Annotated in this window: 12 protein-coding genes; 3 read left to right on the forward strand and 9 right to left on the reverse strand. The window is 71.3% G+C overall.

Annotated elements, in window-relative coordinates; all coding sequences use genetic code 11:
• The coding region (locus M4J07_RS05410; RefSeq protein ID WP_255967770.1) for a DUF7507 domain-containing protein at positions 1-1981 on the reverse strand (1981 nt) is incomplete at its 3' end.
• 453 nt (positions 1982-2434) lie between these two features.
• Here M4J07_RS05410 and M4J07_RS05415 point away from each other — a divergent pair.
• On the forward strand, positions 2435-3655 hold the full coding sequence (locus M4J07_RS05415) for a DUF418 domain-containing protein (protein ID WP_255967772.1): 1221 nt from the start codon (positions 2435-2437) through the stop codon (positions 3653-3655).
• 120 nt (positions 3656-3775) lie between these two features.
• Here the strand turns inward: M4J07_RS05415 and M4J07_RS05420 are convergent, their stop codons facing one another.
• Positions 3776-4405, reverse strand: coding sequence for a class I SAM-dependent methyltransferase (locus tag M4J07_RS05420; RefSeq protein WP_255967774.1), 630 nt, complete (start codon positions 4403-4405; stop codon positions 3776-3778).
• A 257-nt stretch (positions 4406-4662) separates the two neighbouring features.
• Between M4J07_RS05420 and M4J07_RS05425 the strand changes: the two genes are divergently transcribed.
• On the forward strand, positions 4663-5601 hold the full coding sequence (locus M4J07_RS05425) for an MHYT domain-containing protein (protein ID WP_255967776.1): 939 nt from the start codon (positions 4663-4665) through the stop codon (positions 5599-5601).
• A gap of 76 nt (positions 5602-5677) precedes the next feature.
• Here the strand turns inward: M4J07_RS05425 and M4J07_RS05430 are convergent, their stop codons facing one another.
• Positions 5678-6175 carry a hypothetical protein gene (locus M4J07_RS05430; protein WP_255967778.1) on the reverse strand — a complete coding sequence of 166 codons (498 nt, stop codon included), beginning with the start codon at positions 6173-6175 and terminating at the stop codon, positions 5678-5680.
• Positions 6176-7000: 825 nt separating this feature from the next.
• On the opposite strand from M4J07_RS05430, the gene M4J07_RS05435 reads away from it, so the two are divergent.
• Positions 7001-7369 (forward strand): hypothetical protein, encoded by a 369-nt coding sequence (locus tag M4J07_RS05435; protein ID WP_255967780.1) that lies wholly within the window; start codon positions 7001-7003, stop codon positions 7367-7369.
• Between the two features lie 38 nt (positions 7370-7407).
• Here M4J07_RS05435 and M4J07_RS05440 read toward each other — a convergent pair whose 3' ends face one another.
• The 6 genes from M4J07_RS05440 to M4J07_RS05460 form a co-directional block, all read right to left on the reverse strand.
• Entirely contained in the window at positions 7408-9324 is a 1917-nt protein-coding gene (locus M4J07_RS05440; RefSeq protein WP_255967782.1) for a dipeptide ABC transporter ATP-binding protein, read from the reverse strand.
• Positions 9321-10190 (reverse strand): ABC transporter permease, encoded by an 870-nt coding sequence (locus M4J07_RS05445; RefSeq protein WP_255967919.1) that lies wholly within the window; start codon positions 10188-10190, stop codon positions 9321-9323. The genes M4J07_RS05440 and M4J07_RS05445 overlap by 4 nt, the downstream gene beginning before the upstream one ends.
• An 8-nt stretch (positions 10191-10198) precedes the next feature.
• Positions 10199-11143 (reverse strand): ABC transporter permease, encoded by a 945-nt coding sequence (locus tag M4J07_RS05450; protein ID WP_255967784.1) that lies wholly within the window; start codon positions 11141-11143, stop codon positions 10199-10201.
• Position 11144: 1 nt separating this feature from the next.
• Positions 11145-12755: an ABC transporter substrate-binding protein gene (locus M4J07_RS05455; protein WP_255967786.1), complete on the reverse strand. Its 1611-nt coding sequence runs from the start codon at positions 12753-12755 to the stop codon at positions 11145-11147.
• A gap of 219 nt (positions 12756-12974) precedes the next feature.
• Entirely contained in the window at positions 12975-13127 is a 153-nt protein-coding gene (locus M4J07_RS48465; protein WP_374214996.1) for a putative leader peptide, read from the reverse strand.
• Positions 13124-14341, reverse strand: a complete 1218-nt coding sequence (locus M4J07_RS05460; protein ID WP_255967788.1) for an ROK family transcriptional regulator — start codon at positions 14339-14341, stop codon at positions 13124-13126. The genes M4J07_RS48465 and M4J07_RS05460 overlap by 4 nt, the downstream gene beginning before the upstream one ends.
• Between the last annotated feature and the right edge of the window lie 9 nt (positions 14342-14350).

Below are 14350 nucleotides of genomic sequence, written 5' to 3' on the forward strand. Positions count from 1 at the left end.
TGCTGCCGGACTGCCCGCTCCCGGCGGCCTCGTTGGTGACCGTGCCGCGCTCCGCGTCTTCCTCGGTGATGGTGTAGGTGCCGGTGCAGGTCGTGTGGGCGCCCGGCGCGAGCGTGGTGGCCTCGCAGGTCACGTCGGACACGAGGTTGTCGGTGACGGTGATGCCGGTCAGCGGGTGTTCGCCGGTGTTGGTGAGGGTGTAGGTGTAGGTCACCTTGTCGCCGGGCTGGTACGTCGTGGTGTCGTCGGCCGACTTCTCCAGATGCAGTCCGAGGCCGGAGTCGACGACCAGCGTCACCTCGTCGGGCTGCGAGTCGACGGGGTTGGAGCCGTCGAGCCCGTGGGCGGTGGCGACGTTGGTGACGGCGCCCTTGCTCGCGTCCTGTTCGGTGACCGTGTAGGTGCCCGTACAGGTGGTGCTGTCACCGGACTCACCCGCCGGTGCGAGCGTGGTCTCCTCGCAGGTCACGTCGGACACGCGGTCGTCCGTGATCCGGATCCCGGTCAGTTGCTGCGGACCGGTGTTGGTGACGGTGTACGTGTAGGAGACCTCGTCACCCGCCCGGTACACCTTGGTGTCGTCCGCCTTCTTCTCCAGCCGCACGCCGGGACCCGGCTGGACGGGCAGGGTGACGTCGTCGGGCGGTGAGACGACGGGGGTGCCGTTCGCCTCTCCCTGCGCGGTCGCGGTGTTGGTGACCGAACCGGCCGTACCGTCGGCCTCGGTGACGGTGTAGGTGCCGGTGCACGTCATCGTCTCGCCCACGGCGAGCATGGTCTTGGGGCACTGGATGGCGTCGACGCGGTCGTCGGTCACGTTCACGCCGGTCAGCGGGACGTTGCCGCTGTTGGTCGCCACGTACTCGAACGGAACCTTCATGCCGGGCTTCAGCGGGGTCTCCAGCGGAGGCTCCTGCGAGACCTGCTTGACGAGGTTGAGCTGGGGCAGTTGCGCGGCGGGATGCACCGTGAGGTTCCGGATGAGGTGGACGTCCGTGAACAGGCCCGTCGACGCGCCGAAGCCGAACTTGTACGTGCTCGGCACGGGCTGGGGCGCCGGCTGCGAGAGCACCTGCTGGGTGCCCTTGCCGTCGTGGAAGTCGATCGAGACGGTGATCACCGGGTTCGGCGACGGCGAGACCTCGACGGTCACCGTGCGGCGCGACGGCTCGAGGAGGGTCTCGGCCTCCTGCGGGGTGGAACCCGGCGGTACGGACGTGGTGGGCCCGTGCAGCTGTCCCGGCAGGGTGGAGGGCCAGGGCGCGGTCGTCGTCTTGTTGCTGGTGGTGGCGTCGAGGAAGCAGTAGCCCTCGTTGCCGTCGCCGGGACCGCGCAGCGTCACCATGTTGGCGCCCGGCCCGGGGATCCGGAAGGAGGTGCCGGCCGGAGAACGGGTCGCGCAGCCGTTCCCGCGATGTTCCCAGTCGCCGAAGTAGTTGCCCAGGACGTCCAGGCCGACCCCCACATAGCCGCGGTTGACGCCCGGCAGCAGCGTCGCGGCGGGGTCGTCGTCGGGCAGCTTCTGCGCGTAGCCGAGGCTGCCACCGAAGGCTCCCGGAGCGGTCAGGGACGCCGCGCCGTCGATCAGGAAGAACGAGATCCCGTCCGCCGGGTTGGGGCTGGTGCCGCCGTACTGCCACTGGTCGAAGGTGGTGACCAGTCCCTGGTTGGCCGGCAGCGCGTGGTTGTAGAGAACCGCGGCGGACTGGTCGTTCGACGCGTCGGTCAGCCGCAGATAGCCGTGCGGCGCCGCGTCGTTGGGCGGCACCGGCCCGGTGGCACCGGCCGGGCACCCGGTCAGCGGGTGGGTTCCGGTGCCCGGCGCCCCCGCCGCCTCGGGTGCACCGGTCAGACATGCCGGACCGAACGCTTCGAACCCTGCCATCGCGTCGGCCCCGGTGAACGTCTCGTCGACCAGCGGCACTCCCACCGGCTGCGCCGACGCCGCCTGGCCGGGAAGGCCCAGCCCCACCGCCGCCATGCCGAGGAGGCCTACGCCTGTCGCCGCCAGCCACCCCGCAGGACGGCGTCCACGTCTCCTGCTTCGGGCGCGAGATGGCTTCAGATTCATATGGTCACCATAAGAAGGCGCGATACGGTCAAGCAGCGACACTCTTCGCGGCGCCCGGCTTTCGCCCATTCGGCTCCGCCGGCGTCCCTCTCTCAGATGCGCTTTCCTGACATCCCGTCAAAGAGCGGCCGCCGACCTGTCAGTCGTGCTGCCCATCGGGGTGCTGCGTGACGGCCTCCACAGCCTGCCTGAGCAGCACGGCAACGACGTCTCGCCAGACCCTCCCCAGCGGTGCTCGACCTCAGCGCCGGTCACGGCCACGCCGAGCTGTGGTCGCGGCACCTGCGGCTCGTAGACGAAAGTCGGTGCGCGCTCGACCATCGGCCGATGCCGTGCGGGTGGGGCGCGTCCTTGACTGGGGTCATGACGACGGAAAGATCCGGACCGACGGCTCCGGCGGGGCGGGCGCTCGCTCCCGACCTGGCGCGCGGCTTCATGCTGCTGTTCATCGCGCTGGCCAACTCCCACTACTTCATTCAGGGTTCGCACATCCTCGGGGGCTTCCCGCAGGGCGGGACCGTGGTCGACTCGGCCGCCACGTGGACGATCTCCACGTTCGTCGACGGTCGGGCGTTCCCGATGTTCGGCCTGCTCTTCGGCTACGGGGTGGCACACATCGTGCGCCGGCAGGCCGCGTCCCGGCCGCGGGACGTACGGCGGCTGCTGTGGCGGCGCGGCCTGGCCCTCATCGTCATCGGCACGGCCCACGCGATGTTGCTGTACGTCGGCGACATCCTGGCCGCCTATGGAGTGCTGCTGCTCGCCGGGGCGTGGATGGTGCGCTGGAAGGACCGCTGGCTGCTCCTGACCGCCTTGCTGTTCCTCGTGCTGGTGTCGCTGCCGAGCGACGGCTCGTCGGCCGTGAGCGCCGATCCGCCGGACCCGTCGATGCTGCCTCCGAACCTGGGCACCATGTTCACCGCCCGCCTGGAGGTGGCGCCCGTGGTGGCGCTTCTGGGGCCGATCGGGTTCCTGTGCCCGCTGGCCGTCGGGCTGTGGGCGGGGCGGCGCCGCATCCTGGAGGAGCCCGAGCGGTTCCGGACCCTGCTTCGGATCACGGCCGCGGTCGGGATCACGATCGCGGTGCTCGGAGCTCAGCCCGCCGCACTGATGGCTGCCGGGGTTGTCGACGTCCCCGGCCGGGAGGCGCTGGAGATGATCGGGCCGCTGCACGATGCGACGGGTGTCCTCGGCGGGTTCGGGTACGCGGCGCTGGTGGCCCTGGTGGCGACAAGGGTCGCGTCACGACAGGGCGGCGTGGTGAGCGCGATCGCTGCTGTCGGCCAGCGGTCGATGACCTGCTACCTCGCGCAGTCGGTGGTCTGGGCCGTGACGTTCACCCCGTTCCTGCTGGACCTCTCCGGAACCCTGACGGTCACCACGACGGCTCTCCTGGCCACGGCCACCTGGCTCGCGACCGTACTGCTGGCCCACCAGATGCAACGGCGGGGCCGACGCGGCCCGTTCGAGGTGCTGGTACGGCGGGTCACCTACGGCAAGGCGGCCCGGCTGCGCTCCCGAGCGGAAGCCCAGCCGCACCCTCGTCAGGACCACGATCGACTGCCGGCCGGTGAGAAGACCTGACGTGAGCCCGGCCCCCGTCTACGACCATGCGGCGACCACGAGCGCGATGAAAGGCGATGCCTAGGGAGAGGGTGCCGAGTTCCCATACCAGACGCCACATTCGTACCCGTGGGGCGCGCTCTACGGTCGGCGGGCGATCAAGTGGGTGTCGAGGAAACCTCGTTCGGACATGGGGTCGTGGAGCAACCGCGACACCGTGACGAGTCCCGCTCCGGTCAGCAGCTCGGCGAACTGCTCCGCCGGCCAGCTGTAGGCGGGGGCCACCTTGTGGTCGAAGCGGACGGGCTCCGGCCCGTCGGTCCCGAAGAAGGACGCCATGAGCAGTCCTCCCGGCGCCAGGACACGCACCTGTTCCGCGAGCAGCGCGGGCAGTTCCGCGGGTGGGGTGTGGATCATCGAGTAGTGGGCCAGCACTCCGCCGAGCGAGCCGTCCTCGACCGGCAGGGCCTCCATCCGCGCTTCGTCGAATCGGAGCGCGGGGTGCGCCCGGCGGGCGTGATCGACCATGGCCGGCGAGAGGTCGAGTCCGACGGCGTCCAGCCCCAACTCGTGCAGCATGGCGGTCAGATGGCCAGGTCCGCACCCGACGTCGGCCACCCGCACGTTCCCCGTGGCGCGCACGAGCTCGGCGAAGGTGGCGATCATGTTCCGTGCGAACGGCTGCGTCTCCAGCCGATCGGCGAACATCGACGCATACAGGTCGACGACCCCGTCGTAGGCCGCCCTGGTCTCGTCCTGATGATTCAACACGGCAAGGAAACTAGCACCCGCGCCGGCCGCGGCCACGGTTCGATCCTCGGGCCGGTCACCGACTTCTGAGCAGGTGGCGAGTTGTGCGTGTACGGCGGAGCAACGCGCTAACCGCCGATTCGTGACCGAATACTGGACACTGTCCTGTAATACTCCTCGGCGATCACCAACTGCATGGAATCCTGCGGCAGTTACCGCATTCGAGACCGGAACTGACCACCCGGCCGCACACACCGGCGAGGAAGGCTGCTCTTGTCATGGAAGGCACCATCGACGGGTTCACGTACGGGGCAGTGACACCCGCCGTCGGGTACGTCATGGCGTACTTCGGCAGCGCACTGGGGCTGCGCTGCACCACCCGTTCCCTGAAGTCCGGTGACGCGCGGCGCCGCCCGGCCTGGCTCGCCCTCGGTGCGGCGACCATCGGCTCGGGCATCTGGGCGATGCACTTCATCGCCATGATGGGCTTCAGCGTGGCGGAGGCGCCGGTCGGCTTCGACTGGCCGATGACGTACGCGAGCCTGGCCGTGGCCATCGCCGTGGTGAGCGTGGGCGTGTTCATCGTCGGATACCGGGGAGCGACCGTACCGGCACTCGTGATCAGCGGCATCGTCACCGGCCTGGGTGTCGCGGGCATGCACTACCTGGGCATGTCCGCCATGACCGTACGGAACTCCTCGTTCGACTACGACACCTCCACCGTGGCACTGTCCCTCGTCATCGCCATCGTGGCGGCAACCGCCGCGCTGTGGTGCGCAGTTCAGGACCGGGGCCTCGCCTGGAGCCTGGGGGCCAGTCTCGTCATGGGCGTCGCCGTGACCGGCATGCACTACACCGGCATGGCGGCCCTCCACGTCCACCTGCATGCGCAGAGCACCCCCGTCTACGCCACCGGTTCGTCCTTCGGCATGCTGGTGCCCATGCTGGTGGGACCCCTGGCCTTCCTCGTCATCGCCGGAACCATCGTGATGTTCGACCCGCTCATGGTCATGCAGTCCACGAACCGTGGTCGTTCAGCCCCCGAGCGGCTGAGCGTGGACGTCCCCTTCCTCGCCCAACGCGAGCGCCTGGCCGACGTGGAAGCGCCCACCAGTGGTGGCCGATTCACCTTCTCCGGCGAACAGTTCGGCACCTTCCAGCCGCCGACGGTCCCGCCCACCGATCCCACCGGCCGCCCGAACCACCGTCGGCGTTGACCTGCTGCGCCGATTCTGCCGACGCGCGGGCCATCGCCGATGCCGAGGTGCGCAACCGCTCGTCGCGCGCGGTCGGTCAGGCCTGCTTGATGTCGGAGATCAGCTTGGTCCGCAGGTCGCTTCGGACCGCGATCCGGGTGTACGTCGGGTGCTGGGGGCTGCCCCAGGTCAGGGTGACGATCGAGAAGACGTGGCCGGCGCCCGCGCCTTGGTTTCGCACCTCCCAGTGCCGGGGCACGTCCTGGGCGCGCAGCACCCCGTCGGCGTGGTTCGCCTGCTCCCAGCCCGCGAGCCGCCGCTGCAGGTCGCGGGTGAGGTAGTGGGCGCGCAGCTGGTCCGGGAGACGGTCGGTGCCGTCGTAGACGGCGTCGATGTACGCGCCGTAGAAGTCGGCGACCCGGTCCACCGTGGACGCGGGACTGCCGCCGCGCACCACGTCGGCCGGGCGGGTGTCAGCCGTGACGGAGGAAGGGGTCGGCGGGGCTGTCGGCCGCTCGGTGGCCTGCGCGGTGCAGGGGACGACGACGGCGGCGAGTGACAGCACGGCCACTGCAACGCGAGCAGAGATGCGCATCTGACGAATCCTTCGCTGGAGCTGGGGCTGGAGCTGGAGCCCCGGAGAACGGGGGCCCCGGTACGGGCCTTACCTCTCCCACTCTTGTCCTGTCCGCACGCATCGCCCGGCTCGCCCAGCCCAAGGTCACCTGAACGCCGCACAGGAAGTACGCACCTCCCGGTCTCGGCCCGCGCCCCGCCGCTGCCCAGCGGACCCCCGGGGTCCGCCGCACCTGCACCTCCCCCGCCGGGGAGCGCGTGGCACGGCATGCACGTCCGTCGGAATGTCAGAAGTTCTACGATTTCCCATACCCGTCACGGACGACTGCCTCGATAGTGAAGTTCCGGAGTGGAGTTCCAGGTCGTGAAGGGGTGGAGCCTGGTGTCAGCGCAACAGGGGGTCGAGAAGCGGGCAGTACACGTGATCGGGTACGACTTTCTGGAACGTCTGTGGAGGTCACGCAGTGCGGTCGAACGAAGCCGTCTCCTGGTCCAGTCGAGCCGTGAGCGGATGGAAGCCAGCCGCCGGCTGCTGAACCAGAGCCGACTCCTGCTGAGCGGCCGTGGAACGGTGCGGCCATGAAGGCCCACTCCTTCCGCCGGAATTTGTTGGGATCAGCGGGAACCTCGGGCCGGGTGCCGGACACGTAGAGAGCATGGAACTGAACGACGCCGGTCCCGACGTACCGGTCGGAGGGACCTCGGATCGCGAGCTGTGGGCGCGGGCCGTCGACGGCGCCCGGGAGGCGTTCGGTCGGATCTTCGTCGGTCACGGTGGAGCAGTCCGATGGGCCCCGCGAGGGAGCTCTGGCCTGGACGCTCCTGCAGTGGATCGCCAACCTCCATGACGTCGGTCGATCCGAACTCGGTCCTCGGGTACGCGCAGGTGCTCGACACCCAGGGCCGGACGGAACAGGCGGCCGCGGTGCGGCAGGAGGCGCTGGCCCTGCTGACGAAGTTGGCCGCTTCCGGTGAGGGGAAGTCCTGGAGCGGCTGTCAGAGGTCCTTCTGGGCCGTGCTGCTGATGTTCTCCCGCACCGACAGCGACCGGCCCACGCCCGGTGAGCCCCGCCCGCCGTCGGGAGCGACGCCCTGCCATTGGCCGCCCGACGTCAGGCGCCGCTACTTCGACAGGCTTGATGCCCTTCGCGAGTTCGGCCCCGCCCTCGACGACTTCCGTGCAGCCCTGACCCACCTGAGGGAAGCCGACTGACTGGACGCCAGGGACGGCGGGGGACGACGGAGTCCGGCTCAGGCGGCAACGAGTACGGCGGGGTCGGGGGCGGCGGACAGGAGGGCTCGGGTGTAGGGGTTCTCCGGGGATTCGCAGAGCGCGTCGGCGGGGCCGGTCTCCACGATGCGGCCGTGGTGCATCACCGCGATGCGATGGCTGACCTGGCGTACGACGGCGAGGTCGTGGGCGATGAAGACGAGGGCGAGGCCGAGGTCGCGCTGGAGGTCCGTGAGCAGGTTGACGATCTGGGCCTGGACGGAGACGTCGAGCGCGGAGACGGGTTCGTCGCAGATGAGGACGGCGGGTTGCGGTGCCAACGCCCTTGCGATGCCGATGCGTTGGCGCTGGCCGCCGGAGAAGGAGCGGGGCCGGCGGTCCGCCGCGGACGGGTCGAGGCCGACCTGGCCGAGCAGGGCGGCGACGCGGCGTTCGCGCTCGTCCCGGTCCGCGGCGAGGCCGAAGGCGATGAGCGGCTCGGCGATGATCTCGCCGACGGTCAGGCGCGGATTGAGGGAGGCGTACGGGTCCTGGAAGACCATCTGCACCTCGCGGCGCACGTCGTGCAGGGCGCGGCGTCGCGGCCGGGTCACGTCGTCGCCACGCAGGCGCAGGGTGCCCGCGTCGGCGGGGTGGGCGTGGGCGAGGACCCGGGCGAGCGTCGACTTGCCCGATCCGGACTCCCCCACGATGCCGAGGGTCTCGCCCGCGCGGAGGGTGAGCGACACGTCGTCGAGGGCGGTGAAGGTGCGCCGTCCGCGCCGGTAGGTCTTGCGGATGCCGTCGGCGGACAGGACGACGGCTCCGGGCGCGGGGCGTTCGATCCGCTCGGCTTCGGGCAGGGCGACCGGGGTGTACGTTCCGTCGGTGGCGGGTCCGCAGGCGACGCGTCCCGCCCCCGCCGCCACGAGCACGGGCACCTCGGTGCGGCACCGCTCCTGAGCCACGGTGCAGCGTGCCGCGAACGCGCAGCCCCGGTGCCCGGCCGTGCCGAGGAGTTCCAGGCCGGGCGGGCTGCCGGGGATCCCGGTGAGACGGGTGCCGGACGGCGAGGTCAGGCGTGGCACGGCGGCGAGCAGTCCGGCGGTGTACGGATGCCGGGGCCGGGTCAGGACGTCGCGGGTGGCCCCCTCCTCCACCACGGTTCCGCCGTACATGACGAGGACGCGTTCGCAGGAGCGGGCGACGACGCCCATGTTGTGGGTGATGAGGAGGACGGCGACGCCGGTGGTGCGGCCGAGGTCGGCGAGCAGGTCGAGGATCTGTTCCTGCACGGTGGCGTCGAGCGCGGTGGTCGGCTCGTCGGCCACGAGCAGATCCGGTTCCCCGGCGAGCGCCAGGGCGATGAGGATGCGCTGGCGCTGGCCGCCGGAGAACTGGTGCGGGTGGTCGTCCAGGCGGCGCTCCGGTTCGGGTATGCCGACCAGGGACAGGAGTTCGACGGATCGAGCGCGGCGGGCGGCTCGGGTCGTTCCGCCCTCCCGTCGTCGGCGCTCGGTGCCGCGTGGGTGGCTGTCGCCTCGGTGTGGCTGCTCACCGGCTTCCCCGCGCTCCTTGCGGGGCGCGTGGGCGCGCAGGACCTCGTCCAGTTGGCGGCCGATCGTGAGGACCGGATTCAAGGAGGTCATCGGGTCCTGGAAGATCATGCCGATGCGGCTGCCCCGCACCGCGCGGAGCGTCTCCTCCGGGGCGGATGTCAACTCCGCTCCGTCGAGGCGGACTTCGCCGCCGGCGATCCGGCCGTTGCCGGGCAGCATCCGGGTCAGGGCGAGGGCCGTGGTGGACTTGCCGGAGCCGGACTCGCCGACCACCGCGAGGGTTTCGCCGCGGCGCAGGGTGAAGGAGACGTCCCGTACGGCGCGCAGGGGTGTGCCGTCGGGCGAGGTGAACTCGACGTTCAGGTCCCGGACGTGGAGCAGGGCGGGCTCGGCCGTCATCGGCGCACCTCCCGGTTGAGGGCCTCGGCGAGGAGGGAGAGGCCGAGGACGAGGGCGGTCACCGCGAGCAGAGGGCCCGCGGCGTAGTTGGGATGCTGGGACAGGTACGGCATGGACTGGCTCAGGACGCCGCCGAGGGTCGGCGTGGGCGGCCGGACACCGACGCCGAGGAAGCTCATGGCGCCCTCGATGAACACGGCGACGGTGAGGGAGACCGCGAGCTGCACGATGAGCGGGTCGGTGGCGTTCGGCAGGATGTGGCGGGTCAGCAGCCGGGCCCGGCCGGTGCCGCCCACGCGCGCGGCGGCGACGTACTCGCGGCCTCGCTGGACGAGGATCCCGGCGCGCAGCTGCCGCCCGAACACCGGGATCTCGGCCACCGCTATCACGACGATCACGGGCGTTCGGCCGGGGCCGAGCACGGCCGTAACGGCGAGGGCGAGGATGAGGCCGGGGAAGGCGAGCACCAGGTCGAAGGCGCGCTGGACGACCGTGTCGACGACGGGGTGGACGGCGGCGAGCAGGGCGCAGGCGCAGCCCGCCGCGGCGCCCAGCGGCACGGCGACGGCGATGATGCCGAGGTCGGCCCGGATGCCGTAGAGGACGCGGCTGAGCAGATCGCGCCCCAGGTCGTCGGTGCCGAGCGGATGCCCCGCGCTGAGCGGCGGGAGCAGGGTGTCTCCGCTCTGGTCGGTGGGGGCGTGCCCGGACAGGACGGGTGCGAGGACTCCGGCGAGGGCGACCAGCAGGACGAGCAGCAGGCCGGTGCGGCCGCGCGCGGTGGTGAGTGCCGTCAGGTACGGGGAGCGCCGGCTCTTGCGCGTACGTCCCTTGTTCTGGTGGGGAGTTGGTGTGGTGAGGGTCATGGTGGTGGTCACTCCCAGCGGATCCGTGGGTCGAGCCAGGCGTACACGAGGTCGGTGAGGAGCTGGACGACCACGAAGACCGCGACGAGGAGGAGCAACAGGTCCTGGACGACGGGGTAGTCGCGGCGGGTGAGGCCCTGCTCGGCGAGCCGGCCGAGGCCGGGCCAGGCGAAGATGGCCTCGACCAGGACGGCGCCGCCGAGGAGGTGGCCGGTCTGCATGCCGAGCAGGGTGACCACGGGCGGCAGCGCGTTGGGGACGGCGTGCCGCCACAGGAGTCGCCGGGGTGCGACGCCGGCGGCCTTGGCGGTGCGGACGTAGTCCTCGGCGAGTGCGTGCTCGATGCCGTCCTTGAGGTAGCGGCCGAGGACCGCGGCGCTGGGCAGCGCCAGGCACAGGGCGGGCAGCAGGAGGTACTGGACGGCGAGGTCGGGGGCGTCGAGGAAGGAGGCGTGGCCGCCGGGCGGCAGCACGCCGAGGGCGACGGCGAAGACGAGGACCAGGAGCACACCGGTGACGTAGGGCGGCACGGCGAGCGCGCCTGTGGTCACGGCACGCACGGCGCCGCGCACCCAGCCGCGGCGCGCGGTCGCTCCGGCGATGCCGAGGGCGCCGCCGATCAGGACGACCAGCACCAGAGCACCCAGGGTGAGTTGGGCGGTGGCGGCGAGTCCGTCGCCGATGAGGGACGCGGTGTCGCCGCCGATCGCGTAGGAGGGGCCGAGGTCACCCCGTACGAGATCGCCGACCCAGTGCGCGTACTGGGTGAACAGCGGTTCGTCCAGGCCGAGTCGGGCGCGGATCGCGGCGACGGTCTCGGCGCTCGCGTCGGGTCCGGCCAGCGAGCTCGCCGGGTCGCCGGGGATGAGCCGCAGGATCGAGAAGACGACGAAGGAGGCGAGGGCCAGCACGAGAAGTGCGGACGGCAGGCGTTTGAGGAGGTAGCGCGTCACGTCAACTCCCGCTCGCCAGATAGGCGTTGTCGAGGTTGAGGTAGGCGAACTTGTTGATGGTGACGCCGTGCAGCTTCGTGCTCGCCGTCTCGACCCGGCCGCGAACCGCGAGGTCGATGACGAACGCCGCGTCGAGGAGGACGTCGGAGATCTCCTGGTAGAGGGCGCGGCTCGCGGAACCGCTCAGGCCGGTGCCGGTCCACGCCTTCCGCACGATGGCGGTGTACTCCTCGGAGCGGTACTTCGAGGTGTTCTTGGCCTCGTTGAAGGGGTAGGCGCTGACGGCGAGCGTCGAGGGCTGGACCTGGGCGAAGCCGTGTCCCTGGACCCACAGGGCAGGCATCCCCTGCGAGATGAGCTTCTTCTGGGAGACGGCGGGGTCGGTCGGCTCCAGGGTGGTGTGGACGCCGATCTGCTTCAGGTCGTACTGGACGGACTCGGCATTGGCCGTCTCGCCGGGGGTGTTGACGTGCAGGAGCGGCAGGTCGAGCCTGCTGTGTCCGGCCGACTTGAGGAGCTCGCGGGCCTTGCCCGGGTCGTAGGTGTAGTGCGTGCGGTTGGCCTCGGTGTAGGCGGGCGACGACTTGGGCCACGGGGCGGCGGAGGCGAATCCGTAGCCGCCGAGGGTCTGCTTGACGAGTCGTTCGCGGTCGACGGCCCAGGCGAGGGCGTGCCGGACGGTGGGGTCGTCGAGCGGTTTCACGGTGGTGTTGACGCCGAGGTAGGCGGCGCCGCCGCCGACCGCGTACTCCTTGGTGCGCAGGGTGCCGTCGGATGTGAGGGAGGCGAGGGTCTTGCCGGGCACGTCGTAGGACAGCTGCGACTGGCCGGTGCGCAGCGAGGAGAGGAGCGCCTCGGCCTGGGCGACGACGCGGAGTTCGACGCGGTCGAGGTAGGGGCGGCCGGGCTGCCAGTAGTCGGCGTTGCGGGTGAGGCTGAGGCCGGTGCCGGGGCTCCACTTGGCGAGCTTGAACGGTCCGGTGCCGTTCAGCTTCTTTCCCGTGACGGCCTGTTCGACGGAGTCCGGGTCGGTGATGATCATGAATTCGAAGAGGTCGAAGAGGTTGGCGACGGGGTGCTTCAGCTTGAGCACCAGTTCGTGGTCGCCGCGCTTCTCGAACCCGCTGACCGCGAGGGCCGTGGCCCTCAACTGGGCTGCTCTGAGCGGGTTCTGAAGGTTCCTCACGGCGAAGACGACATCGTCCGCGGTGAACTTCCGGCCGTCGTGGTACGTGACGTCGTCGCGCAGCCTGAGCGTGATGCTGCGGCCGTCCTTCGCGTACGTCCAGGAGGTGGCCAGTTCCGGCTGTGGGCGCAGGGAGTCGTCGTAGCGGGTCAGGGTGTTGAAGACGAGACGGTTCTGGAGCGACTGGCCGGTCTGGGTGAACAGCAGGGCGGGTGTGAAGTCCGCGTTGATCGCGATGTCGAGGGTCCCGCCGCGCCGCGGTGCGTCGGACGTGCCGCCCGCGCCTGCGGACTTGCTGTCGGACACGGCCGAGCGGCAGCCGGCCAGACCGAGCCCGAGGAGCGCGGCGCCTCCTCCGGCGGCCCGGAGGGTGGTGCGGCGGGTCGGGGCGTCGGGGAGCGAGGGACGGGGAGAGGGGTCGGTCATCGTGGGGCCTGCCTCGGAAGGGAAGGGCGCGAGCGGAGCCGTCGAGGAGGAGTCCTCGGAGATTTGTTCCGCTGCGACAGGAATGAAGGCGCGAGCCGAACACCCGGCAGCAGCCGCGAGCGACCTGCCGGGGAGCAGCCGGAGGCGGCGTCAACGACAGGAAGCAGCAGGGAAGTTCAACGAGCCGGGATCAGCGGTGATGCGCGAAGGCCAGGGGAATCAGAGACGGACGGCGGCACAGACCGCGCTGGCCTGTCGACAGAGGTCGACGTGCCTGCGGGAGACGAGGCGCTTGTCCGGATTCACGCGAGCAATATGGCAGCGGCGATCGGCAGCGGTCAACAGAGCCTGTCCGCATCGTGAGCAGCTCACCCCTGCAACGGGTTCCTGAACAGCGGATTCAGCAGGACCGTCCCGGCCGCGACCGGCAGCACGCCCGGACCGGCATGCGGACTGACGAGTCGCTCGGGGTCGTCACAGACGTGCGAGTGATCGACGGCGGCGCCCCGGATCTCCTCCAGGTAGGCGGAGTTGAGGATGCTCGACTGCTCGGTGATCACCACGAGGTCGGGGTTGAGCACGTCGAGCAGGAGCGCGGCGGCCCGGCCCACGGCGCGGGCCCTGCTGCGCAGCAGCCGGTCGGCGCGCGGATCGCCGGTGGCCGCCGCGTCCCAGAGCAGCATCGAGTCCGGTTCGGGGATGATGCCGCGCCGCACGGCCACGGCGGCCAGCGCCGTGTCGGACGCCGTCGCCTCCAGGCATCCGGTGCGTCCGCACGCACACGGCACGGTGGAGTCGGGCACCGGAAGGTGCGCCACGTCACCGGCACCGGAGCGCGGCCCCCTGTGCACGACCCCGGCGATCCCGAGGGCGGCGTCGACGACGTTGCCGACGAAGAGGTGGACGAGGCTGCGCCGCGCGGCGGGCAGACCGAAGAGGATCTCCGACTGCGCGATGGCCCGGGCGTGGTTGTCCAGACGTACGGGCAGGTCGAGTGCGCGGGACAGATCCGCGGCCAGCGTCCGCTGGTGCCAGCCGAGCGCGTCGTGCCGCACGACGGTCCCGGTCCCGGGATCGACCCAGCCGCCGAGCATCGCGCCGACCCCGAGCAGCGGCCTGCCCCGGGGCCGTCCGGCGAGGAACTCCCCCAGCTCATGGGCGACCCGGCCGGGCAGCTCCGTCCTCCGGTCGATGCCGTCGTGCCGGAAGGTGCGCCGGGCCACGATGCGGCCGCGCAGATCCACCAGGCCGAACGTGGAGGCCGGCACCCCGATGTGCACGCCCGCCGCCAGCGGTCCGCCGACCTCGCCGGTGTGCAGGTCGACGGGTATCTGAGGGCGGCCGACGGTGCCGCCGGAGGCCAGTTCCGGCAGATCGCGCAGGAGGCCGCGCCGGCTCAGGTCGGTGCACTGCCGGGAGACGGCGGCGGGGCTGAGACCACTGAGCCGGGCGACGCCGCCGCGCGCCACGGGCCCGTGGTCGAGGACGGTCCGCAGCACCGTCGCGGCGTTGGCGTCCCGTCGGCCGTCCCCCGCCATGCGCGGGGGATGCGGCGGCGGGGCCGTGGTCTCGTCGGCTTGCGTCATCGTGGGGTC

Origin of the sequence: Streptomyces longispororuber (assembly GCF_024448165.1) — a bacterium.
Taxonomy (GTDB): Bacteria; Actinomycetota; Actinomycetes; order Streptomycetales; family Streptomycetaceae; genus Streptomyces; species Streptomyces longispororuber_A.